Origin of the sequence: Pseudomonas sp. SIMBA_068 (genome assembly GCF_046534705.1) — a bacterium.
Classification (GTDB): domain Bacteria; phylum Pseudomonadota; class Gammaproteobacteria; order Pseudomonadales; family Pseudomonadaceae; genus Aquipseudomonas; species Aquipseudomonas putida.
In genome coordinates this window covers 202,113-227,906 of record NZ_JAWRYI010000003.1, presented here as the reverse complement: position 1 = coordinate 227,906, position 25,794 = coordinate 202,113, and the positions used below count along the sequence as shown (strand labels likewise).

At 66.3% G+C, this 25,794-nt stretch carries 4 protein-coding genes; 2 read left to right on the top strand and 2 right to left on the bottom strand.

The features are described 5' to 3' along the window. Nucleotides 1-430: 430 nt before the first annotated feature. Both SB756_RS10085 and hmpA read right to left on the bottom strand, forming a co-directional pair. On the bottom strand, nucleotides 431-937 hold the full coding sequence (locus tag SB756_RS10085) for a disulfide bond formation protein B (protein ID WP_341797601.1): 507 nt from the start codon (nucleotides 935-937) through the stop codon (nucleotides 431-433). A 502-nt stretch (nucleotides 938-1,439) separates the two neighbouring features. Next, complete coding sequence (gene hmpA, locus SB756_RS10080) at nucleotides 1,440-2,618, bottom strand: NO-inducible flavohemoprotein (RefSeq protein ID WP_341797600.1); 1,179 nt, start codon at nucleotides 2,616-2,618, stop codon at nucleotides 1,440-1,442. Nucleotides 2,619-2,772: 154 nt separating this feature from the next. On the opposite strand from hmpA, the gene norR reads away from it, so the two are divergent. Both norR and SB756_RS10070 read left to right on the top strand, forming a co-directional pair. Then, the gene (norR, locus tag SB756_RS10075) at nucleotides 2,773-4,329 is read left to right on the top strand and encodes a nitric oxide reductase transcriptional regulator NorR (protein WP_410910773.1); all 1,557 of its coding nucleotides are present in this window, start codon (nucleotides 2,773-2,775) and stop codon (nucleotides 4,327-4,329) included. A gap of 190 nt (nucleotides 4,330-4,519) precedes the next feature. After that, nucleotides 4,520-25,777 carry a BapA/Bap/LapF family large adhesin gene (locus tag SB756_RS10070; protein ID WP_410910772.1) on the top strand — a complete coding sequence of 7,086 codons (21,258 nt, stop codon included), beginning with the start codon at nucleotides 4,520-4,522 and terminating at the stop codon, nucleotides 25,775-25,777. Nucleotides 25,778-25,794 lie beyond the last annotated feature (17 nt).

Genomic DNA, 25,794 nt, shown 5'->3' with positions numbered 1-25,794 from the left:
CAAGCGTGTTAGCGGTGCTTATGGTTTCGTAGGCAACAGGCCTGTACTTCAGACCAAGTCCATTTGGTGCGGGAAAACGCGGAGGGGGGTCCGCCCGGTATCGCCGTTGGGCGAAACTTGACGAAGTCAGCAAAAAGGAGCGCTGGGGCTTCCTTCAATCCTGCGACTCGCAAGCAGTGCCGAACGGAAATTGGGGGCGATTGTAGTGAGGTCGCCAACCCTTGACTATGACTTATTGAGCAACAGTCTTTTACAGAATGCGTAACAATGCTGCTCGATAATTCAACTTCGCGACAGTTTGTCGCACCCCGCTTGCTAGGCCTCAAAGCCGCATTCTGCAAGGCTTTGTGGTTGATCTGGATCAAGCGGTGAGCGACTTTTCCCTCTTCTCATGCGGTGTAAAAGACCACATGCAATTCAGGACTTTTGTCTAAGCCTGGCGTCGGTTGCGGTAGATCCCGAGCGGAACCAGGATGGCGGTCAGCACGAACGCCACGAGCGCCCATTGCGCCAGCGACAAGCCGAGAAGCGGCGGGTACGGCGTGCTGCAGAAGCCGTCGACCTGGAATGCCAGCGGCCAGAGTTTGGCCAGAGGCAGGTCGTCAACGATCGGCTGGAGGGTATCGATGCCACAGCTGACCATGGGGTTGGCGAGTATATACACATGGTTGCCGGCCGCAATGATTCCGCCAATTGCGCTTAGCACCACCAGTGCCTCGAAGAAGGTCAGGCTGCGGCGCCCGGGCATCGCCGCGGCGACAAAGGCGAATACGGCAATGAACAGCAGCGCGTAACGCTGCAGGATGCACAGCGGGCACGGTGCCTCGCCCAACACCACTTGCATATAGAGGGCGCCGCCGATCAGCGAGAGGCAGATCAGGCCCAACAGCACCAGAAAGCGCCGTTCCCGATTCAGGCGCGATGTTTGTTCGTTCATTGCCGGTTCCTTCGATGGATAGTGGCAGCGTGGTCCGCCTGCCTGAGCGCAAGTCTACACGCTGGGCAGGGCCTTTGAGCGTGCCGAGGAAGCAGCGTGATCGCACTGCGCAGGGCTATCCGGTGTGGCTGAGACCGGCTATCACAACGTCGGTTCAACGCTGGGCGGCAAAAAAACGGCAGCCCGGGTGCCGCGCAGGGGCAAGCCCCTCGACACCCGGGAGTGAAGGATACCGTGATTAAAGGAGGATTAAAGATGAAAGCGCAGCGCGCGGTTTCATCTTTCCTTTATATATAAGCAGGAAGGTGTGGTGCGACCCACCGGCTGGGATGAAAGGCCCGGGAATGGCTTGCACTCTCCCTGTAGGAGCGGCCTTGTGCCGCGAAAGGGCCGCAAAGCGGCCCCAGGGTCTCAGCTTCGCAGCTGATATTGCAGGGGCCGCTTTGCGGCCCTTTCGCGGCACAAGGCCGCTCCTACAGGTCAGCGCAGTACCTTCGGTGGATTACTCCAGGGCAGCCGCCGGCCCGAAGAACTCGTAGCGGCTCTGCTGCTCCGGCACACCCAGGCCCTTCAACTGGCGCTTCACTGCCGCCATGAAGGCCTTGGGCCCAAGGAAGTAGGCATCCACATCACGCTCCGGCGGCAGCCACTCGGCCAGCAGGTCCTCGCTCAGCAGGCCGATGGCATCGGCCTCAGCGCCACCCGCAGGCTCGGCATAGCAGTAGAAGCGCTTGAGCTGCGGATGACGCGCCGCCAGGCCATCGACCCAGTCACGGAAAGCATGCACCGCACCGTTACGGGCGCAGTGAATGAAATGCACCTCGCGCCGGGTCTGCAACGCCGCCTGCAACATCGCCAGGGTCGGCGTGATGCCCACGCCCCCGCTGATCAGCACCAGCGGCTTGTCGCTGGCAGCCAGGGTGAAGTCACCCGCAGGCGGGAACAGTTGCAGGGTATCGCCCACCACCAGCTCATCGTGCAGGTAATTGGAAACCTTGCCGCCCGCCTCGCGCTTGACGCTGATGCGGTACTCCTTGCCATCGCACAGCGCCGACAGGGAATAGTTGCGGCGCTGCTCGGCACCGTCGATGTCCAGCTTCAGGCCGATGTACTGGCCTGGCTCGGCCTTGAGCACCGGCTTGCCATCTACCGGGGCAAAGTAGAACGAGACGATCTCGCTGCTTTCCTGCTCGCGACGCACCAGGCGGAATTCGCGGGTACCGCGCCAGCCGCCCTCGGCCTCTTCCTTCTGTTTATAAAGGTTTTCTTCAGCACCAATCAGGATGTCGGCCAGCTGGCCATAGGCCGCGGCCCAGGCATCGATCACCGCGGGGGTGGCGATTTCCTTGCCCAGCACTTCCTCGATGGCGCGCAGCAGGCAGCTGCCGACGATCGGGTAGTGCTCCGGCAGAATCTGCAGGGCAACATGCTTGTTGATGATCTGCCCGACCAGGCCGCCCAACTGCTCCAGCTGGTCGATGTGGCGGGCATACATCAGCACGCCGTTGGCCAGGGCCCGCGGCTGGTCACCACTGGCCTGGTGGGCCTGGTTGAACAGTGGACGGACCTCGGGATACTCGTTGAGCATCATCTTGTAGAAGTGGGTGGTCAGCGCTTCGCCGCCGCTTTCCAGCAGGGGTACAGTGGCCTTGATGATTGCACGTTGTTCGGCATTGAGCATTGCGACAACTCCTGAGCCTGTGGCTTCAAATGACTGCTCTAGCCATTTCAGAAATCGTGCCAACTTTTATCGCCAGCAAAATCAGGGGTTTGACGCAGGTCATGTCAAAACGACCCACCCCGGCGTATAGTCATATCGACCCACTGGAGTCTTTATGACCACAAAGCCATTGCTCACCGCCTTGCTGCCCCTGGTCAGCGACCTGTCCCGCGATTTGCCCGATCAGGAGCGCTACCGGCGCCTACTGCAGGCCATGCGCGGCCTGCTGCCGTGCGATGCCGCCGCGCTGCTGCGCCTGGATGGTGAATGGCTGGTACCGCTGGCTGTGGATGGCCTGAGCCCCGACACCCTCGGCCGGCGCTTCCGGGTCAGCGAGCATCCACGGTTCCAGATCTTGCTCAGCCGCTCGGAACCCACCCGTTTTGCCAGCGACTCCGAACTGCCCGACCCCTACGATGGCCTGGTCAATGCCCCGGACGTCGACCTTGAAGTGCACGACTGCATGGGTTGCCCGTTGATGGTCGATGAACGCCCTTGGGGCCTGGTCACCCTCGACGCCCTCACCCCCGGGCAGTTCCAGAGCCTGGAACTGGATGCCCTGCAGGCCTTCGCCAGCCTGGCCGCCGCCACCGTTACCGTGGCCGAGCGCATCGAGCACCTGGCCCTGCGCGCCGAGGACGAACACCACCGCGCCGAGATCTACCGCCAGGCCAGCGGCCAGGATAAAGAACTGATTGGCCAGAGCCCGGCGCACAAGCGCCTGGTAGAGGAAATCCGCCTGGTCGGTGGCAGCGACCTGACCGTGCTGATCACCGGCGAAACCGGCGTCGGCAAGGAACTGGTGGCCCTTGCCCTGCACCAGGCCAGCAGCCGCGCAGACAAGCCGCTGGTCAGCCTGAACTGCGCCGCCCTGCCCGACACGCTGGTAGAAAGCGAACTGTTCGGCCATGTACGCGGTGCCTTTACCGGTGCGCACGGCGAGCGCCGCGGCAAGTTCGAACTGGCCAACGGCGGCACGCTGTTCCTCGACGAAGTAGGTGAATTGCCACTCACCGTACAGGCCAAGCTGCTGCGTGTGCTGCAAAGCGGCCAGTTGCAACGCCTGGGCTCGGACCGCGAGCACCGCGTGGACGTGCGCCTGATTGCCGCCACCAACCGTGACCTGGCAGCAGAAGTGCGCAACGGCAACTTCCGCGCCGACTTCTATCACCGCCTCAGCGTGTACCCGCTGCACGTGCCGCCCTTGCGCGAACGTGGTCGAGATGTACTGCTGTTGGCTGGCTACTTCCTCGAACAGAACCGTTCGCGCCTAGGCCTGAACAGCCTTCGACTGAGCCACGACGCCCAGGCCGCGCTGCTGGCCTACGACTGGCCAGGCAACGTGCGCGAACTGGAACACCTGATCGGCCGCTCGGCCCTCAAGGCACTGGGCCAACACCCCGATCGGCCACGCATCCTCACACTCGCAGCCATCGACCTGGACCTGCGCGTGTCTTCGGCAACACCGGGGCCCCTACTCTCCCCCACAACCCCGCTCCAGGTGGCAGCATTACCTGAAGGCGGCCTGCGCGAAGCGGTCGACCTCTACCAACGCCAGGTGATCGAAGCCTGCCTGCAACGCCACCAGGACAACTGGGCGGCAGCCGCGCGCGAGCTGGGCCTGGACCGCGCAAACTTGAGCCGATTGGCCCGCCGGCTGGGGCTCCGCTGAGGATCACCTACAAAAGGATTAACCCAGAAAGCCTCTGGTTGCTTCCTGCCCGACTGCTATATCTCCCTAACCACCCAAATCTCGACTGCCTGGTCGAGGCTGCGCGTAACACCCCGGCAAGGGCTCTGTTATGGCGGTTGTGGCCCGAACGTTTCGGGCCGGGGGATCCGGATACCAGCAGGGAGCATCCATGGACAACATCGTCATCGCCGACAAGCAATCCGAAGTCGCCACTCAGAGCGCCTGGGGCAATATCAATCTCAAAGCACCAGGCGTCGTGCAGATGCCGGTATCTCCCGACAAAGTAGCCACCGTTACCCAACGCGGGCAGGACCTGATCATCACCCTGAAGTCGGGTGAGAAAGTCACCGTCGGCAACTTCTTCGCGGTGGACCAGGCCGGGGTCGGCAGCGACATCGTCTTCGTCGGCGAAGACGGCACACTGTGGCACGCCCAGTACGACGCGGCAGCGTTCACCGGCTTTACCTTCGAAGACGTAGCCTCGCTGGACGAACTGGTCGCGGGTATCGGCACCGCCGGTAACGCCATGCCGACCTGGGCGATTGCCGGGCTCAGCCTGCTCGGTGTCGGTGGCGCAGCAGCTGCAGCCGACAGCGGCGGTGGCGGAAGCAGCGGTGGCGGCTCGGACCCCGATACCACTGCCCCGGCCACGCCCATCGACCTGCTGGTGTCGCCGGATGGCCTGCGCCTGACCGGCCGGGGTGAAGCGGGCAGCACGGTGAATATCCGTGATGCCGCCGGCAACCTGATCGGCAGCGGCACCGTGGGTGCCGACGGCAGCTTCAACGTGACGTTGAACCCACCACAGATCAACAGCGAGAACCTTGAAGTCACCTTGACCGATGGTGCCGGTAATGTCTCGGCACCAGGCACCGTCACCGCCCCGGATGCAACCGCGCCACTGGCACCGACCGACCTCGCCATCGATGAACAGGGCACCACCCTTACCGGGCGTGCCGAACCTGGCTCGACAGTTTCCGTACGCGGCGCTGGCGGCGTGTTGCTGGGCACTGCCGTAGCCGGTGCGGATGGCCAGTTCAGCATCACCCTGCAACCGCCACAAACCGACGGCCAGGCCCTGGAAGTCAGCGCCGCGGACGCAGCCGGCAATACTTCGCCAGCTGCGAGCATCACGGCACCGGACGTCGACAACCCTGACACCACCGCCCCAGACCAACCAACCGAGCTGGCCCTGGCGAACGGTGTAACCCTCACCGGTCGCGGCGAGCCCGGCGCCACCGTGCAGGTGCGCGATGCTGCCGGCAACCTCATCGGCAGCGGCCTGGTCAACGCTGACGGTACCTTCAGCCTCGCCCTCTCGCCTGCCCAGGCCAACGGCGAAGCCCTGGACATTCGCCAGGTCGATGCCGCGGGCAATAGCTCGATACCACTGGAATTCACCGCCCCGGACATCACCCCGCCTGATGCCGTCACCGACATTCTGGTCGGCCCGGGAGGCACGGCCCTGAGCGGGCGTGGCGAACCTGGCGCCACCGTAGAAGTGCGCGATGCCGACGGTAACGTGATCGGCTCTGGCGTGGTGAGTGCCAACGGTACCTTCCTGATCGACCTCAATCCAGCCGCGCAACCAGGCGAGCAACTGAGCTTGGTACAGACAGACCCAAGCGGCAACGCCTCGGTGGCCCTGGAGTACGACGTACCGCTGACCACTGCACCAGTCAGCCCGAGTAACCTGGCCATCGACGCCGACGGCACCACCCTCACCGGTTCCGCCCCGGCGGGTACTCGCGTGGAGGTGCATGACGCCAACGGCACCCTGATCGGCAGCGCCATCGCCAATGCCGACGGCACCTTCAGCATCGAACTGAACCCGGCCCAGGCCAACGGCGAACTGCTGGACGTGGTTGCCATCGATGACAGTGGCGTTTCTTCGTTGCCGGCGCAGGTCACCGCACCAGACATCACCGCGCCTGCCGCCCCGACCGAACTGGCTGTCAGCGCGGATGGCACCGTGCTCACTGGCCGTGCCGAACCGGGCAGCACCGTGCGCATCGTTGCTGCCGACGGCAGCGAACTGGGCACGGCCGTGGTCGGTCCGACCGGCGTGTTCAGCATCAACCTCAACCCACCGCAGCTGGACGGCGAAGTCCTCCAAGCCACTGCGACCGATGCCGCTGGCAATACGTCCGTGGCCAGCTCGGTCACTGCACCGGACATCGACGGTGGCGATACCACACCGCCTGAAGCCCCGACTGACCTGGTAATCGGCCTGGCCGGCAGCCAACTGAGCGGCCGCGGCGAAGCCGGCACCACCGTGCAAGTGCGTGACGCCGAAGGCAACATCCTCGCGACCGGTACCGTTGGCGCCGATGGCACCTTCGTCATTGCCCTGACTCCTGCCGTGAACGACGGCAGTACCCTGCAAGTCACCCTGACCGATGCTGCTGGCAATGTGTCGCAGCCGGGCTCGGTCACCTCTACCGACCTGCTGCCGCCTGCTCAACCGACTGACCTGGCCTTGGCCGACGGCGTGACCTTCACCGGTCGCGGCGAACCGGGTGCCACCGTGCAAGTGCGTGATGCCGCCGGCACCCTTATCGGCACTGGCATCGTTGGCGCCGATGGCCTGTTCAGCTTGACCCTGAACCCTGGGCAGGCCAACGGCGAAGCCCTGGATGTGCGCGTGGTGGATGCCGCCGGCAACAGCTCGGCGCCGCTGCAATTCGATGCACCGGACATCACCCCGCCTGGCGCAGTAAGCAATATCGTGGTCGGCGCTGATGGCCTGGCCCTGAGTGGCCGTGGCGAGCCGGGTGCAACGGTCGAAGTGCGCGATGCCAACGGCACCGTGATCGGCACTGGCATAGTCGGTGCCAACGGCACCTTCCTGATCGACATCGACCCGGCGGTGCAGCCGGGCGAACAGCTGACCCTGGTGCAGACCGACCCGAGCGGCAACGCTTCCGTGGCAGTCGAGTACGACGTACCGCTGACCACCGCGCCAGACAGCCCGAGCAACCTGGCGATCGATGCCGACGGCACCACCCTCACCGGTTCCGCGCCTGCCGGTAGCCGCGTAGAGGTACACGATGCCAACGGCACCCTGATCGGCAGCGCCATCGCCAATGCCGACGACACCTTCAGCATCGAACTGAACCCGGCCCAAGCCAACGGCGAACTGCTGGATGTGGTCGCCATCGATGACAGCGGCGTTTCTTCGCTGCCGACGCAGGTCACCGCGCCGGACATCACCGCGCCTGCCGCCCCGACTGATCTGGCTGTCAGCGCGGATGGTAGCGTCATCACCGGCCGTGCCGAGCCCGGCAGCACCGTGCGCATCGTTGCCGCCGACGGCAGCGAACTGGGCACCGCCGTGGTCGGCCCGACCGGTGTATTTAGCATCAGCCTTGCTCCGCCACAGGTAGACGGTGAAGTCCTGCAGGCCACCGCGACCGATGCCGCCGGCAACACATCGCCCACCAGCGAGGTTACCGCGCCGGACATCGACGGTGTCGATACCACGCCACCGGCAGCCCCGACTGACCTGGTAGTCGGCCTGGCCGGTAGCCAGCTGAGCGGGCGCGGCGAGCCTGGCACCACCGTGCAGGTACGCGATGCGGCAGGTACTGTGCTGGCCACCGGCACTGTTGGCGCCGATGGCAGCTTCGCAGTTACCTTGGCCCCTGCCGTTACCGACGGCAGCGCCCTGCAAGTGACCCTGACCGATGCCGCTGGCAACGTCTCGCCACCCGGTTCGGTCACCTCGCCGGACCTGCAGGCCCCTGCCCAGCCCACCGAGCTGGCTTTGGCTGACGGCGTGACCTTTACCGGTCGCGGCGAACCCGGTGCCACCGTGCAGGTACGTGATGCCGCCGGCACCCTTATTGGCACTGGCATCGTTGGCATCGACGGCCTGTTCAACGTTACCCTTGCACCCGCTCAAGCCAACGGCGAAGCCCTGGATGTGCGCCTGGTGGATGCCACCGGCAACACCTCTGCCCCACTGCAGTTCGATGCACCGGACATCACCCCGCCTGAGGCGGTCAGCAACATCGTGGTCGGCAACGGCGGCCTGGCCCTGAGTGGTCGCGGCGAAGCCGGCGCCACTGTCGAAGTGCGCGATGCCAACGGCACCGTGATCGGCACTGGCGTTGTCGGTGACAACGGCACCTTCCTGATCGACCTTAGTCCAGCTGCACAGCCGGGCGAACAGCTGAGCCTGGTGCAGACCGATCCGAGCGGCAACGCTTCCGTTGCCCTTGAATACGATGTACCGCTGACCACTGCACCAGTCAGCCCGAGCAACCTGGCCGTCGACGCCGACGGCACCACCCTCACCGGTTCTGCCCCGGCGGGTACTCGCGTGGAGGTGCATGACGCCAACGGCACGCTGATCGGCAGCGCCATCGCCAATGCCGACGGCACCTTCAGCATCGAGCTGAACCCAGCCCAAGCCAACGGCGAACTGCTGGATGTGGTCGCCATCGATGACAGCGGCGTTTCTTCGCTGCCGACGCAGGTCACCGCACCGGACATCACCGCGCCCGCCGCTCCGACTGACCTGGCTGTCAGCGCGGATGGTAGCGTCATCACCGGCCGTGCCGAGCCCGGCAGCACCGTGCGCATCGTTGCCGCCGACGGCAGCGAACTGGGCACTGCCGTGGTCGGCCCGACCGGCGTGTTCAGCATCAACCTTGCTCCGCCACAGGTAGACGGTGAAGTACTCCAAGCTACCGCCACCGATGCCGCTGGTAATACCTCCGTGGCCAGTTCGGTAACCGCGCCGGACATCGACGGCGTCGACACCACGCCGCCTGAAGCACCGACTGACCTGGTAATCGGCCTGGCCGGCAGCCAACTGAGCGGCCGTGGCGAAGCCGGCACCACCGTGCAGGTGCGTGACGCAGCAGGCAATATCATCGGTACGGGTGTAGTCGGCGCCGATGGCCTGTTCAGCCTGACCCTGAACCCTGCGCAGGCCAACGGCGAAGCACTGGATGTACGCCTGGTGGACGCGGCCGGCAACAGTTCGATACCACTGGAATTCACCGCCCCGGACATCACCCCGCCCGATGCGGTCAGCAACATCGTGGTTGGCAACGGCGGTCTGGCCCTGAGTGGTCGCGGTGAAGCCGGTGCCACTGTCGAAGTGCGCGATGCCAACGGCACCGTGATCGGCACTGGCGTAGTCGCTGCCAACGGCACCTTCCTGATCGACCTCAGTCCAGCTGCACAGCCGGGCGAACAGCTGAGCCTGGTGCAGACTGACCCAAGCGGCAACGCTTCCGTTGCCCTTGAATACGATGTACCACTGACCACTGCACCGGTCAGCCCGAGCAACCTGGCCGTCGATGCCGACGGCACCACCCTCAGCGGTTCCGCGCCTGCCGGTACTCGCGTGGAGGTGCATGACGCCAATGGCACACTGATCGGCAGCGCCATCGCCAATGCCGATGGCACCTTCAGCCTCGAGCTCAATCCTGCCCAAGCCAACGGCGAACTGCTGGATGTGGTCGCCATCGATGACAGCGGCGTGTCCTCGCTGCCGGCGCAAATCACCGCGCCAGACATCACCGCCCCGGCCAGCCCGACCGAACTGGCCGTCAGCGCTGACGGCACCGTCCTCACTGGCCGTGCCGAACCGGGCAGCACCGTGCGCATCGTTGCCGCCGACGGCAGCGAACTGGGCACTGCCGTGGTCGGCCCGACCGGCGTGTTCAGCATCAACCTCAACCCGCCACAAGTCGATGGTGAAGTGCTGCAAGCCACGGCAACAGATGCCGCCGGCAACACATCGCCCACCAGCGCGGTTACCGCGCCGGACATCGACGGTGTCGATACCACGCCACCGGCAGCCCCGACTGACCTGGTAGTCGGCCTGGCCGGCAGCCAGCTGAGCGGGCGTGGCGAGCCTGGCTCCACCGTACAGGTACGCGATGCGGCAGGTACCGTGCTGGCCACCGGCACCGTCGGCGCCGATGGCAGCTTCGCAGTTACCCTGACCCCTGCCGTTACCGATGGCAGCGCCTTGCAAGTAATCCTGACCGATGCTGCTGGCAACGTCTCGCAACCCGGCTCGGTCACCTCGCCGGACCTGCAGGCCCCTGCCCAGCCCACCGAGCTGGCCCTGGCTGACGGCGTGACCTTCACCGGTCGCGGCGAACCCGGTACCACCGTGCAAGTACGTGATGCCGCCGGCACCCTTATTGGCACTGGCATCGTTGGCACCGACGGCCTGTTCAACGTTACCCTTACACCCGCTCAAGCCAACGGCGAAGCCCTGGATGTGCGCCTGGTGGATGCCACCGGCAACACCTCTGCCCCACTGCAGTTCGATGCACCGGACATCACCCCGCCTGAGGCGGTCAGCAACATCGTGGTCGGCAACGGCGGCCTGGCCCTGAGTGGTCGCGGCGAAGCCGGCGCCACTGTCGAAGTGCGCGATGCCAACGGCACCGTGATCGGCACCGGTGTGGTCGCCGACAACGGCACCTTCCTGATCAACCTCGACCCAGCGGTGCAGCCGGGCGAGCAACTGAGCCTGGTGCAGACCGACCCAAGCGGCAACGCCTCCGAAGCGCTGCCGTTCGAAGTGCCGGTAGCCACCGCCCCGGAAAGCCCCAGCGAGCTGGTGTTCGCCGAAGACGGCAGCAGCATCAGCGGCACGGCACCTGCCGGCACCCGCGTGGAAGTGCATGATGCCAACGGCACGCTGATTGGCAGTGTCGTGGCGGGCCCGGATGGCAGCTTCACCGTGGTCCTCGACCCGGCCCAGGCCAATGGCGAACTGCTGGACGTGGTGGCCATCGACGATGCTGGCGTAGCGTCCCTGCCAACACAGATCACCGCACCGGACATCACCGCACCTGCCGCCCCGAGCGAACTGGCCGTCAACGCTGACGGTACAGTAGTCACCGGCCGTGCCGAACCCGGCAGCACCGTGCGTGTGCTGGCCGCCGATGGCACCACCGTGCTGGGTAGCGTGGTAGTGGGCGCCACGGGCAGCTTCAGCATCACCCTGGACCCGGCACAGGTCGACGGCGAAGTGCTGCAAGTCACCGCCACCGATGCGGCAGGCAACACCTCGACCGCTGGCTCGGTCACCGCGCCAGACATCGACGGGGGCGATACCACACCACCTGACGCACCCACCAACCTGGTGATCGGCCTCGCCGGCAGCCAGTTGAGCGGGCGTGGCGAAGCCGGCACCACCGTACAGGTACGCGATGCAGCAGGTACTGTGCTGGCCACCGGCACTGTCGCTGCCGATGGCAGCTTCGCAATTACCCTGACCCCTGCCGTTACCGACGGCAGCGCGCTGCAAGTCACCCTGACCGACGCCGCTGGCAACGTCTCGCAACCCGGCTCGGTCACCTCGCCAGACCTGCAAGCCCCGACACAGCCCACCGAGCTGGCCCTGGCTGACGGCGTGACCTTCACCGGTCGCGGCGAACCCGGTGCCACCGTGCAAGTCCGTAATGCCGCCGGCACCGTCGTCGGCACCGGCATCGTCGGTGCCGATGGCCTGTTCAGCATTACCCTTGCGCCCGCCCAGGCCAATGGCGAAGCCCTGGATGTGCGCCTGGTGGATGCCACCGGCAACACCTCTGCCCCACTGCAGTTCGATGCACCGGACATCACCCCGCCTGAGGCGGTCAGCAACATCGTGGTCGGCAACGGCGGCCTGGCCCTGAGTGGTCGCGGCGAAGCCGGCGCCACTGTCGAAGTGCGCGATGCCAACGGCACCGTGATCGGCACCGGTGTGGTCGGCGACAACGGCACCTTCCTGGTCAACCTCGACCCAGCGGTGCAGCCGGGCGAGCAACTGAGCCTGGTACAGACCGACCCAAGCGGCAACGCCTCCGAAGCGCTGCCGTTCGAAGTGCCGGTAGCCACCGCCCCGGAAAGCCCCAGCGAGCTGGTGTTTGCCGAAGACGGCAGCAGTATCAGCGGTACGGCACCCGCCGGCACCCGCGTGGAAGTGCACGATGCCAACGGCACACTGATTGGCAGTGTCGTGGCAGGCCCGGATGGTAGCTTCACCGTGGTCCTCGACCCGGCCCAGGCCAATGGCGAACTGCTGGATGTGGTGGCCATCGACGATGCTGGCGTAGCGTCCCTGCCAACGCAGGTCTCCGCACCGGACATCACGGCACCTGTCGCCCCGAGCGAACTGGCCGTCAACGCTGACGGTACAGTAGTCACCGGCCGTGCCGAACCCGGCAGCACCGTGCGTGTGCTGGCCGCCGATGGCACCACCGTGCTGGGTAGCGTGGTGGTTGGCGCCACCGGCAGCTTCAGCATCACCCTCGACCCGGCACAGGTCGACGGCGAAGTGCTGCAAGTCACCGCCACCGATGCAGCAGGCAACGCCTCGACCGCTGGCTCGGTCACCGCGCCAGACATCGACGGTGGCGATACAACGCCACCCGATGTACCGGCCAACCTGGTGATCGGCCTCGCCGGCAGCCAGTTGAGCGGGCGTGGGGAGGCCGGCACCACCGTACAGGTGCGTGACGCTGCGGGCACTGTTCTGGCAACCGGCACTGTCGGCCCGGATGGCACCTTCGCTGTAACCTTGTCCCCCGCCGTGAACGACGGCAGCACGTTGCAAGTCACCCTCACCGATGCTGCTGGCAACGTCTCGCAACCGGGCTCGGTCGCCTCGCCAGACCTGCAAGCCCCGACACAGCCGAGCGAACTGGCCCTGGCCGATGGCGTCACCTTTACCGGGCGCGGCGAACCTGGCGCCACGGTGCAGGTGCGCAATAGCGCCGGCACCGTGATTGGTACCGGCCTGGTCAACGCAGACGGCACCTTCAGCGTCACCCTGTTCCCCGCCCAGGCCAATGGCGAAGCCCTGGATGTGCGCCTGGTGGATACCGCCGGCAACAGCTCTGCACCGCTGCAGTTCGATGCACCGGACATCACCCCGCCTGCTGCTGTCAGCAATGTCGTGGTCGGTACCGGTGGCCTGGTGCTCAGCGGTCGCGGCGAAGCCGGTGCCACCGTGGAAGTGCGTGATGCCCTCGGCACTGTCATCGGCACTGCCACGGTAGGCGCCAACGGCACCTTCGTGGTCAATCTCGACCCGGCGGCCCAACCGGGTGCCGCACTGAGCCTGGTACAGACCGACCCGAGCGGCAATGCCTCCGAAGCCTTGCAGTTCGAGGTGCCCCTGACCCCTGCCCCGGCCAGCCCAAGCGACCTGGTAGTGGCCGCGAATGGCACCAGCATCACGGGTGCTGCACCGGCCGGCAGCCGCGTGGAAGTCCACGATGCCAACGGCACGCTGGTAGGCAGTGTGGTGGTGGGCGCCGAAGGTACCTTCACCGTCATCCTCAACCCGGCCCAGGCCAATGGTGAGCTGCTGGAGGTGGTAGCCATCGATGGCACGGGAGAATCGTCCCTGCCGGTGCAGATCAGTGCGCCGGATATCACCGCCCCGGCCGCCCCGAGCGAACTCGCGATAAATGCCAACGGTACCGTCGTCACCGGCCGTGCCGAATCGGGCAGCACCGTGCGTGTGCTGGCAGCCGATGGCACTACCGTGCTGGGTACGGCGGTAGTGGGCGCCACGGGCAGCTTCAGCATCACCCTCAGCCCCGCACAGGTGGACGGTGAAGTGCTGCAAGTCACCGCCACCGACGCCGCCGGCAATGCCTCCAGCGCCGGTAGTGTCACGGCCCCAGACATCGACGGTGTCGATACCACCCCACCCCAGGCCCCGACCAACCTGGTCGTCGGCCTTGCCGGTGGCCAGCTGAGCGGCCGTGGCGAAGCGGGCGCCAGCGTGCAAGTGCGCGATGCCCAGGGCAACGTGCTGGCTAACGGTACGGTCAACCCGGATGGCACCTTCCAGGTCACCCTGGCCCCGCCGGTCGCCGATGGCAGTACCCTGCAAGTGGTGCTGACCGATGCCGCCGGCAATGCCTCCACCCCTGGCACGGTGGCCACCCCAGACCTGCAAGCCCCCGCACAACCGACCGGCCTGGACCTGGCCGACGGCGTCACCTTGACCGGTAGTGGTGAGCCTGGCGCTACCGTGCAGGTACGCGACGCCTCGGGCAACGTGATTGGCACCGGCGTGGTCAACCCCAGCGGCAGCTTCAGCGTTACCCTGTCCCCTGCACAAGCCAATGGCGAGGTCCTCGACATCCGCCTGGTGGACGCCGCTGGTAATGTCTCGACCCCGTTGCAGTTCGATGCGCCGGATACCACGCCCCCTGCCGTAGTCGACAACATCGTGGTCGGTGCAGACGGTTTGACCCTGAGCGGTCGCGGCGAAGCCGGGGCGACCGTCGAAGTGCGCGACGTCAATGGCACCGTGATCGGCACTGGCACGGTGACCGCCAACGGCACCTTCCTGCTCGACCTGGACCCGGCCGCGCTGCCGGGCGAGCGCCTGAGCCTGGTGCAGACCGACGCCAGCGGCAATGCCTCCGAGGCCTTGACCTTCGACGTACCAATGGTGCCCACACCGGCCAGCCCGAGCGACCTGGTCGTCGCTGCGGATGGCACCAGCGTCAGCGGGTCCGCGCCGGTCGGCAGCCGCGTGGAAGTGCATGATGCCAACGGCGCCGTGGTCGGCAGCATCGTGGTTGGCGCCGACGGCACCTTCACCGTGGTGCTCAACCCGGCCCAGGCCAACGGCGAATTGCTGGACGTGGTCGCCATCGACAACAACGGCGCTTCGTCACTGCCGGTACAAGTGACCGCGCCCGACATCACCGCACCCGCCGCACCAAGCGAACTTGCAGTCAATGCCGATGGCAGCGTGGTGAGCGGGCGTGCCGAAGCCGGTAGCACCGTGCGCGTGCTGGCAGCCGACGGCACTACCGTACTGGGCAGCGTCGTAGTGGGTGCCAACGGTACATTCAGCATCGGCCTCACCCCGCCACAAGTGGCGGGCGAGCAGTTGCAGTTGACCGCCACCGATACCGCAGGCAACGCCTCCACTGCCGGCAACGTCACTGCACCGATCATTGATAACGGCGGTGATACCACCCCTCCAGCGCCAGCCACCCAACTGGCCATCAGCGATGATGGCCGCACGGTCTCCGGCCGTGGTGAAGCAGGCACCACCGTGGAAGTGCGCAACGATCAGGGCCAGGTGCTGGCAAGCGGCACCGTGCAACCGGATGGCAGCTTCAATGTGCAACTGCCAACCCCGGTGGTGGATGGCTCGTCACTGCAAGTGACCCTCACCGATGCCGCCGGCAACGTCTCTACACCTAGCCCACTGACGGCGCCGGACCAGGTAGCACCGCTGCAACCAGCCGACCTGGTGCTGAGCAATGGCGACAGCTTGGTCGGCACGGCAGAAGGGGGCGCCCGGGTGGAGGTGAAAGATGCCTCGGGCAACCTGATCGGCAGCGCCATTGCCGGGCCGGATGGCAGCTTCAGCCTGACCCTCGACCCGCCACAGGCCAATGGCGAAACCCTGTCCATCACTGTGACCGATGCGGCAGGCAACACTTCGGTGCCGCTGAGCTATGTGACGCCGGACATCACCGCACCGACAATCGTCACCGACGTGGTGGCAGGCGATGGCAGCCTGGCCGTGTCTGGCCGTGGTGAGCCCGGTGCCACGGTGGAAGTGCGTGATACCCAAGGTGCTGTGCTCGGTTCTGGCATCGTGGCGCCAAATGGCACCTTCGTGGTTGACCTGGACGCACCGCTGGCCGCAGGTGAGGAAATTGTGCTGGTGCAGACCGATGCCGCCGGCAATACCTCGGCAGGGGTCAGTGTGACGGTTGCCGATACACCGCTGCCCGAAAGCCCGAGCGGCGTGGTGGTGGCCAGTGACGGCTCCAGCGTTTCCGGTACTGCACCGGCAGGTACGCAGGTGCAAGTGCGTGACGCACAGGGCAATGTGCTGGGCAGCGTTGAGGCCGGCCAGGACGGCAGCTTCACCATCGGCCTGAGCCCGGCCCAGGCCAACGGCGAGACACTGGATGTGGTGGCAGTTGACGGCGCTGGCAACAGCTCGCTGCCTACCCAGATCACCGCCCCCGATATCACCCCGCCCAATGAAGCCAGCGAACTGCAACTGAGTGCCGATGGCGGCCTGCTCACCGGCCGCGGCGAAGCGGGCACCACCGTGCAGGTGATCAGTGCCGACGGCACTGTGCTGGGCAACGCCCAGGTTGGTGTCGACGGTGTGATCAGCGTGGTATTGAACCCACCGCAAACTGACGGCCAGGAACTGGACGTAGTGCTGCGCGACCCCGCGGGCAATACCTCGACCGCCACCATCGTGGCACCGGACACCGATGGCCCGCTGCAACCCTCGGGGCTCGCTATCGATACCGCGGGCATTCACCTTACCGGCCAAGGTCAGAGCGGCTCCATCGTCACCGTGCGTGACGCTGACGGCAACGTGCTGGGCACCGCGACCGTGGGCGGCGACGGCCGCTTCGACATCACCCTCGGCGCACCGCAGCGCAATGGCGAAAGCCTGACCGTCGAAGCCACCGACAGCCTGGGCAACAGCGCAGGGCCGGTGAACTTCACGGCGCCAGACTCTACCCCACCGCAAGTGGTCACCAGCCCGGCCATCGATGGCAACGGCACCACGGTCACCGGTAACGGCGAACCGGGCGCCACCGTCACCGTGCGCGGGCCGGACGGCAGCGTGCTCGGCAGCACCGTGGTCGGCACTGGCGGCGCATTCGAAATCACCCTCGACACGCCGCAGACCAACGGCCAGGCACTGACCGTGGAACAACGCGACCCGGCCGGCAACCTGTCAGCGGCGGTCGACTTGTCGGCGCCGGATACCCAGGCACCGGATATACCCACCGGCCTGGTCCTGGCTGGTGACGGCAGCAGCGTGAGCGGTAGCGGCGAGCCAGGTGCGCAGGTGACCGTGACCGGCACCGGCGGCGCCGTACTGGGCACCGCAACGGTCCAGCCGGACGGTACCTTCCAGGTGACAATCGACCCGCCACAGCTCAATGGCCAGACGCTGTCTGTCACTCAGGCCGACAATACTGGCAACGACTCGCTCGCTGGCACCGTCACTGCACCTGACCTCGAGGCACCGCTGCCGGCACAAGGCCTGGACCTTGACCCTACCGGAACAGTGCTCAGCGGGCAGGGTGAGGCTGGCAGCACCGTAGAGGTACGCAATGCTGCGGGCGACCTCCTAGGCACCATTGTGGTGGATACAGACGGCACGTTCGAAGTGACACTTGTCCCCGCCCAGACCAACGGTGAAGTATTGTCGGTGGTGCTGATCGATGGCGGCGGCAATGCCTCGCCGTCGGCCACCTTCACCGCTGACGACAGTACTGCGCCAACTGCGCCGGCCGACCTCACCATCACCCCAGGCGGCAACGCCATTCAGGGCTCCGGCGAGGCAGGCAGCACCGTTGAAGTACGCAACGCTGGCGGTGACCTGCTTGGCACCGTGGTAGTACCGGCAGGTGGCAACTTCACCGTGCCGCTGGCACCTGCACAGCTGGACGGCCAGCCCCTGCAGGTAACCCTGACCGATGCCGCGGGCAACGTTTCCGACAACACACCGATCAATGCACCGGACATCACCCCACCGGCCCTGCCGACCGGGGTTGAGGTCAGCGAGGATGGCACTACCGTCAGCGGCAACGCGCCGGGTGCAGAAACCGTGACCGTGCGTGACGGCGCTGGCGTAGAAACCACGGTTCCGGTGAATGCCGACGGCAGCTTCAGCGTGACGCTACCGACCACGCAGAACAACGGCGAAACCGTGACCGTGATCGTCACCGACCCGGCTGGCAACAGCTCGGCGCCGATTACCGTCACCGCACCAGACAACACCGATCCGGAACCCGCCACCGGCGTGACCGTGAGCCCGGATGGCAGTACCGTTGGCGGTACCGCCGAGCCGGGTAGCACCGTGGTCATCCGCGACCCGGTCACCGGCGACGACCTCGGCACCACAACTGCGGGCCCGGATGGCACCTTCGTGATACCGGTCAACCCGCCGTTGACCTCGGACGATCAAGTCAGCGTGGTGGTCATCGACCCTGCCGGCAATGAATCCGATGGCGTTACCCTGACCGGCCCGACCGGCACCGAGGTAGCAACGCCAGCAGGCTTGGCCATCAGTGCCGACGGCTTCGTGCTGACGGGTACCGGCACGGTCGGCTCGCTGATTACCGTGACTTCCGGCGGCACCACCTTGGGCACCGCGACAGTGGGCAGCGATGGCTCCTTCCGGGTGTTCTTCGGCAACGCCCAGCTCAACGCGCAAACCTTGCAGGTCAGCGCACGTATCGGCGCCGATGGCCAGCCATCGGTTCCGGCCACCGTAGTCGCCAACGACACCACCGCGCCCAACGCACCTACCGCAGACATCGACCGCACCGGCAGCACGCTGACCGGCCAGGGTGAAGTGGGCGCAACCGTGCGGGTCACCGACGCCCAGGGCACCCTGCTGGGCAGCGCCGTGGTTGGCAACAATGGCTTGTACAGCGTCAACCTCTCTCCGGCTGCGGCAAACGGCCAGAACCTGATCGTCACCCAGGCCGACGCCGCCGGTAACGTATCGTTGGCAGCCAGCGTGCAGGCACCCGACCTGCAAGCACCGCTGGCGGCCAGCAACCTCAGCCTGAACAGCGCGGCTACCGTGCTCAGCGGCCAGGGCGAAGCCGGCGCCACAGTGACCATTCGCGATGCCAGTGGCGCCATCCTGGCCACCGGCACCGTCAACCAGAGCGGCCAGTTCCAGGTCACCCTGCCCAGCGCGCAAACCACCGGCAGCCCGCTGCAGGTGACTCTCAGCGATGCTGCCGGCAACGTCTCCGGGCCGGCCAACCTCGCCACGCCAGACCGCACGCCACCCGCCGCCATCACCAACCCGGCCTTGAGCCAGGACGGCCGGCAGCTCTCCGGCAGCGGTGAGGTGGGCGCCACGGTACAGGTACGCAACGCTGCCGGTGCGGTGCTCGGCACCGCCACGGTGGGCGCCGACGGTCGCTTCACGGTGACCTTCGACACCCCGCAAGCCAACGGCCAGGCTATCGGCGTCACGCAAGTGGATGCCGCCGGCAACACGTCGCCAGCAGTCAATGTGACGACCCCGGACCTGACTCCACCCGCGCCGCTGACCAACGTGGCGTTGAACAACAACGGCCTGACCCTGACCGGCCTGGGCGAAGCCGGCGCCACAGTCACCGTACGCGGCCCGGATGGCACCATCATCGGCACCGGCCTGGTGGCGGCCAATGGCAGCTTTACCCTCACACTCAACAGTGCCCAGCTCAACGCCCAGCACCTGAGCGTTACGCAGACCGACGCGGGCAACAACACCTCCACCGCCGTGGCGGTCACCGCGCCGGACTTCACCCCGCCTGCGGTACCCACCGCACTCGCCCTGTCCGGTACCGGGCTGCAACTGACCGGTAACGCCGAAGCCGGCAGCACCGTGACCGTACGCGATGCTAGCGGCAACGTGCTGGGCACGGCGGTAGCCGGCAGCAACGGCACCTTCCAGGTCGCCCTGAACAGTGCCCAGACCAATGGCCAGACCCTGCAGGTGACCGCCACCGACGCAGCCGGCAACGTGTCGCCGACCGCGCCTTACACCGCAGCCGACACCACGCCGCCAGCCGCCGTGACCAACCTGGCGGTTTCCGCCAGTGGCGCCACCCTGACAGGTAATGGCGAAGCAGGCGCAACCGTGAGCGTGCGGGCACCTGACGGTACCGTGCTGGGCACCGCCACAGTGGCAGCCGACGGCCACTTCAGCGTGCCCCTGTCGCCGGCGGCGATCACGGGTGAAAGCCTGAACGTGGTCCAGGCCGATGCCGCGCAGAACGTCTCCCCTGGGCAAAGCGTCACTGCGCCGGGTGCTCTGGCACCGGCAACACCGGACAACCTGGTACTGGCCGGCGACGGCCTGTCGGTGACCGGCACGGCCGACGCGGGCAGCACAGTCAAGGTGTATGGCCCCAACGGCGTTTTGCTGGGCAGCGGCCCGGTCGCCAACGACGGTACCTTCACTGTCAACCTGGGCAGTGCACAGGCCAATGGTGAAGTGCTGCAGGTCAGCGCAACAGGCACCGATGGCACCGTATCGCTGCCTGCCACCTTGCAGGCACCGGACACCACGGCACCGCAACCACTGACCAACCTGGTGCTGTCCAACGACGGCCTGGTCCTCAGTGGCCGCGGCGAGGCAGGTGCCACCGTTACCGTGCTTGGCGAAGGCGGTATCGAGCTGGGTAGTGCCGTGGTCGATGCCAGCGGCAACTTCAGCGTCAACCTGGGCGCCGCACAGATCAACGGCGAACAGCTCAGCGCCAGCCAGTCCGATGTGGCCGGCAACGAGTCCAACAGCGTCAGCCTGATCGCCCCTGACCGCGTCGCCCCGGAGGCTGCCGGCAACCTGGCCTTCGCCGGGGGTGGCAGCCTGCTCGACGGTACCGGCGAAGCAGGTGCCGCCGTGCGGGTGCTCTCCGCCGATGGTTCGGTGCTGGGCAGTGCAACGGTGCGCGCCGACGGCACCTTCCAGGTCAACCTCGCATCGCCTCAGGCCAACGGCCAGCAAGTGCAAGTGGTACTGACCGACGCGGCTGGCAACCAGTCTGCCGCCAGCGCCATTACTGCACCCGACACCACGCCGCCAACGGCACCTGCCGAACTGGCCGTTTCCGGGGATGGCGTCACCCTCACCGGTCGCGGCGAAGCAGGCGCGCTGGTGACCGTGACCAACCCGGCCGGCGACGAAATCGGCAGCGCCACCGTCGATGCCAGCGGCCATTTCACCATCACCCTGAACCCGGCACTGGGTAACGCCGAGCTGCTCAGCTTCACCCAGGCCGATGCGGCCGGCAACGTGTCGGCAGTGGCAACCCTGCAAACCCCGGACTTCACCCCGCCAGCACCGCTCACCCAGGTGGTGATCAACGCCGACGGCAGTGTGGTCAGCGGCCAAGGCGAAGCCGGCGCGACGGTAATCGTGAGCAACGCCGCCGGTACCGTACTGGGCACAGGTACCGTGCTTGCCGACGGCAGCTTCCGCGTCGACCTGTCACCCGCACAAATAAACAACCAGCTGCTGTCGGTGCTGCAGGCCGACCCACCCGGCAATGTCAGCCTACCGGTCAGCGTACTGGCGCCGGACCTCACGCCACCTGCGGCGGCAACCGAGCTGCGGCTCAATGCGGCAGGCGACGAGCTGGGCGGGCTCGGCGAAGTGGGCGCCACCGTGCGCGTCTTCGTCGGTGCCACGCAGGTGGGTACCGGCACAGTGGGCGCCGACGGCACCTTCATCGTCGAGCTTGATGGTGCGCAGCTCAACGGCCAGGTGCTGCAGGTAACCCTGACCGATGCAGCCGGCAACATCTCGCCAATCAGTTCGGTCACGGCGGTGGACACCACGCCGCCGGCCACGGTGATCGCCACCATCAACGACAGCGGTACCCAGGTGATCGGTACTGCCGAAGCCGGCACGCGTGTCACCGTGATCAACAACAACGGCGACCTACTGGGCCAGGTGACGGTCGACCCGGATGGCACCTTTGTCCTCAACCTGAACAACCCGCAGATCAACGGCGAAGTCCTCACCGTCATCGCCCAGGACACCACCGGCAACCCGTCGGCGCCCCTGCAGGTGAACGCGCCAGACCTCACGGCGCCAGTGCAACCCGATAACCTGTTGCTCAACCCGGCAGGCACGTCGATGACCGGTACGGCAGAGGCCGGCACCACCATCACGGTGCGTGACCCGAACAACAACGTCGTAGGCACCGTAGAAGTGGGTGCAAACGGCCAGTTCACCGTGCCGATCAACCCGCCGCAGAACAACGGCCAGTTGCTCACAGTGGTGTCCACGGACGATGCGGGCAACGCCTCGGTGATTGTGCCCTATCAGACCAACGACACTTCACCTCCTGGGGTGGTCACCGACATGGCCATCAACAATACGTTCGATGTGCTGACCGGCAAGGGCGAGCCTGATGCCACCGTCACCATCAGCCGCGGCGGATCGGTGATCGGCACTGGCACGGTAGATGCCGCGGGTAACTTCCAGATAACGCTGGTGCCGGCGGCGGGCTCGCTGGCAACCTTGGCAGTGACGCAATCCGACGGCATCAATACCTCTGCGGTCGCGACGTACATCACACCACTGATCGCACCGCCAGTGCCCCCCACCAACGTGACCCTGGGCAGCGACGGCCTGACCTTGGCCGGTAATGCGCCGAGTGGCGTGGGCATTCGCGTCTACGATGCCGCAGGCAACCTGATCGGCACAGGCGGCGCTACCCTGAACGGCACCTTTACCCTGACGCTGAACACAGCCCAGCTCAACGGCGAGCATATTTCGGTGACTGCTGTGGCACTGGTGGGCGGCGAATCGCAGCCGACCTTCCTGCAAGCCGCCGACGTCACGCCACCGGCCAACCCGCTGGTGACCAGCCTGTCACTCAACGGCCTGGTGCTGACCGGCACCGGTGAAGCCGGTGCCACGGTAACCGTGCGCGACGCCAGCAACAACGTGCTCGGCACGGCGGTGGTAAATGGCGGTGGTGTGTTCACCGTCAACCTGAACGCCGCGCAGCTCAATGGCCAGGTGCTGGGCGTGAGCCAAGCCGATGCTGCGGGCAATGTGTCCGGCAGTACCAGCTACACCGCCACAGACGTGCAACCACCTGCAACACCGACCAACGTCACCATCAACGGCGCGGGCACGGTGCTCACAGGTAACGGTGAAGCGGGCGCCACCGTTACGGTCCAAGGCCCGAACGGCCAGGTCGGTACCGGAGTGGTGCAAGCCGACGGCACCTTCACCATCAACCTGACCGCACCACAGAACGACGGGCAACTGCTGGTGGTGCGCCAGGCCGATGCTGCCGGTAACCTGTCCGGTAGCACCAGCCTGACCGCGCCAGACACCACCCCGCCAGCCGCACCGCTGGCCACCATCAACGCCAACGGCACCTCGGTCAGCGGTTCTGGCCAGATCGGCAGCACGGTCACCGTCCGCAACAGCGCCGGCACCGTGCTTGGGACCGCGACGGTGGGCAGCAACGGCCTGTTCGTGGTCAGCCTGACTGCGGCGCAGATCGACAACCAGGCGCTCAGCGTCACCCTCACCGACAGCGCCGGCAACGTCTCCACTGGCACTGGGCTGACCGCACCAGACCTGACCCCGCCTGCGGCTGCTGGCAACCTGCTGATCAGTGCCGACGGCGGTACCCTGACCGGTACTGGCGAAGTGGGCGCCACCGTGACCGTACGCAGCGCCAGCGGTACCGTGCTGCAAACCACGACGGTGCAGCCGAACGGCACCTTCACCGTGACCCTGAGCCCGCCTCAGGACAACGGCCAGATCCTCTCGGTGACCCTCAGTGACCCGCGCGGCAACGTGTCGGGCAACGTCAACGTCACCGCACCGGATGTGGATGCCAACGCGCCGCTCATCGCGAGCGACAACCTGGCCACGGCCACGGTCAACCTGGCAGCGGTCAGTGCCACCAAGACCTACACCGACAGCTTCACCACGCTGCTGTCGGGCTTCTCCAAGACCTACACCTGGACGGTGGCGCCAGGCACCACGGCCGACCCGACCCTTACACTGACCACCAACAGCGTGCTGGCGCTGCTCAACAACACCAGCTTCACCCTGCAGGTAAAAGACGCCAGCGGCGCCTGGGTGACCATCGCCACCGGCAACACGCAGGGCCTGCTCGATCTGATCGTGCTGCCGATCGGCTTGCAGGTGGACATCGGCGTGCTGCAAGCCGGTGACTACCGGCTGACCGTGGGCAGTGGCGGCATCGGCCTGGTGACCAACGTGAGCACCACGCTGGACATCACCTCCACCAGCCTGACCCAGTTCACCGGCACCGGCACGGCCACCTCGGGCAACGTCATCACCGACGTGGGCACCGATGGCGCGGTGGATGCCCGTGGCCCGGACAGCGCCGCCGTGCTGCAAGTGCTGAAAAACGGCAGCTATGTCTCGGCCGGTACCTCGACCACGGTCCAGGGCCAGTACGGCACCCTGGTGATCAGTGCCGATGGCAGTTACACCTACACGCCTAACGGCAGCCCGAACAGTGTCGGCAAGGTGGACGTGTTCAGCTACCAGCTGGTGCACCCGAACGGCCTGTCCGATACCGCCAACCTGTACGTGCGCATCGACAGCCCGCAAGCCACGGAGGTCTGGAGCAACACCAACTACGCTGCACCGGCCACGGTGGTCGACGCAGTCAACGATGTCGGTACCAGCCACGTCACCCTGGCCAACCGCGTGGACACCAGCAGCAGTACGCTGGGCTCGCTGAGCCTGCCGGTGATCGGCACCCGCCAGGCCACCTACACCACCACGGTTGCCGCCGATACCACGGCCAACCTGCAGGTGGTGGTCAACTCCGCCAACCTGTTGAGCCTGCTCAACGGCACCACCATCGAGCTGCTCAAGCTCAACCCGGCCACCGGCCAGTATGTGCTGGTGCAGTCGGTACCGGGGGGTTCGCTGATCAGCCTGCTGGGTGGCGGCGCGGGGTATACCTTCCAGAACCAGGGGGCTGGCACCTACCACGTGCGTGTCACCGCCGGCGGCATCGGCCTGCTCAGTTCCATCACCACCAGCCTCAACGCCACCACCACGCACCTGACCGAGTTCGTGGTCAGCGGCGCGACGGCAGCCACCGGCAACCTGCTGAGTGACGACAACGTCGGTTCGGCACTGACCGTGCTGAGCGTGCTGACAGCGGCCAACACCTACACCATCCCGGGCTACAACGGGGTGAGCGTGGCCGGCACCTACGGCACGTTGCTGGTGCATGCCGACGGCAGCTACACCTACACCCTCAACCCGGGGCTTACCTCGGCGGTGGTCGGCCAGCACGACACCTTCACCTACGAGCTGACCCACCCGAACGGCACCACCGACACCGCCACGCTGACCGTCAACCTGGACAATGCTGCCGGCCTCACCACGACCACATCGCTGCTGACCGACACCGGCGACGAGGCAGTGGCGCTGGCCAGCCTGGCAGCCGCCACCGATGTGATCGCCGGCACCGACGGCAACGACCACCTTGATGGCAGCCAGGGTGGCCACATCACCCTGCAGGGTGGTGCGGGTGACGACACGCTGGTGGTGGTCGACCAGAACTTCGCCAGCGTCGAGGGCGGCACAGGTACCGACACCCTGCTGTGGGGCGGCGGCGATGCCAGCATCGACCTGGGCAACCTGGCCGGGCGCGTGCACGACATCGAAGTCATCGACCTCAACGACACCAGTTCGGTGGCGCTTACCCTCAACCTGGCAGACGTGGTGGCAATCACCGAAACCGGCACCGACACACTCATCATCAAAGGGGACGACAAAGACACGGTTCACATGACGGACAACTGGAACCTGGTCGGGAACCAAACTGCCGACGGCATCGACTATAACCAATACACGGCCCAGGAGGATCCAAGCCATCACTTGTGGGTACAGAACGGTATCCATGTGGTGTGAGGCCGCTGCAATCCCGC

Bases quoted from the DNA above. Each gene is read 5' to 3' on its own strand.
- SB756_RS10085 (WP_341797601.1), bottom strand. From the start codon at position 937: ATGAACGAACAAACATCGCGCCTGAATCGGGAACGGCGCTTTCTGGTG.
- hmpA (WP_341797600.1), bottom strand. From the start codon at position 2,618: ATGCTCAATGCCGAACAACGTGCAATCATCAAGGCCACTGTACCCCTG.
- norR (WP_410910773.1), top strand. From the start codon at position 2,773: ATGACCACAAAGCCATTGCTCACCGCCTTGCTGCCCCTGGTCAGCGAC.
- SB756_RS10070 (WP_410910772.1), top strand. From the start codon at position 4,520: ATGGACAACATCGTCATCGCCGACAAGCAATCCGAAGTCGCCACTCAG.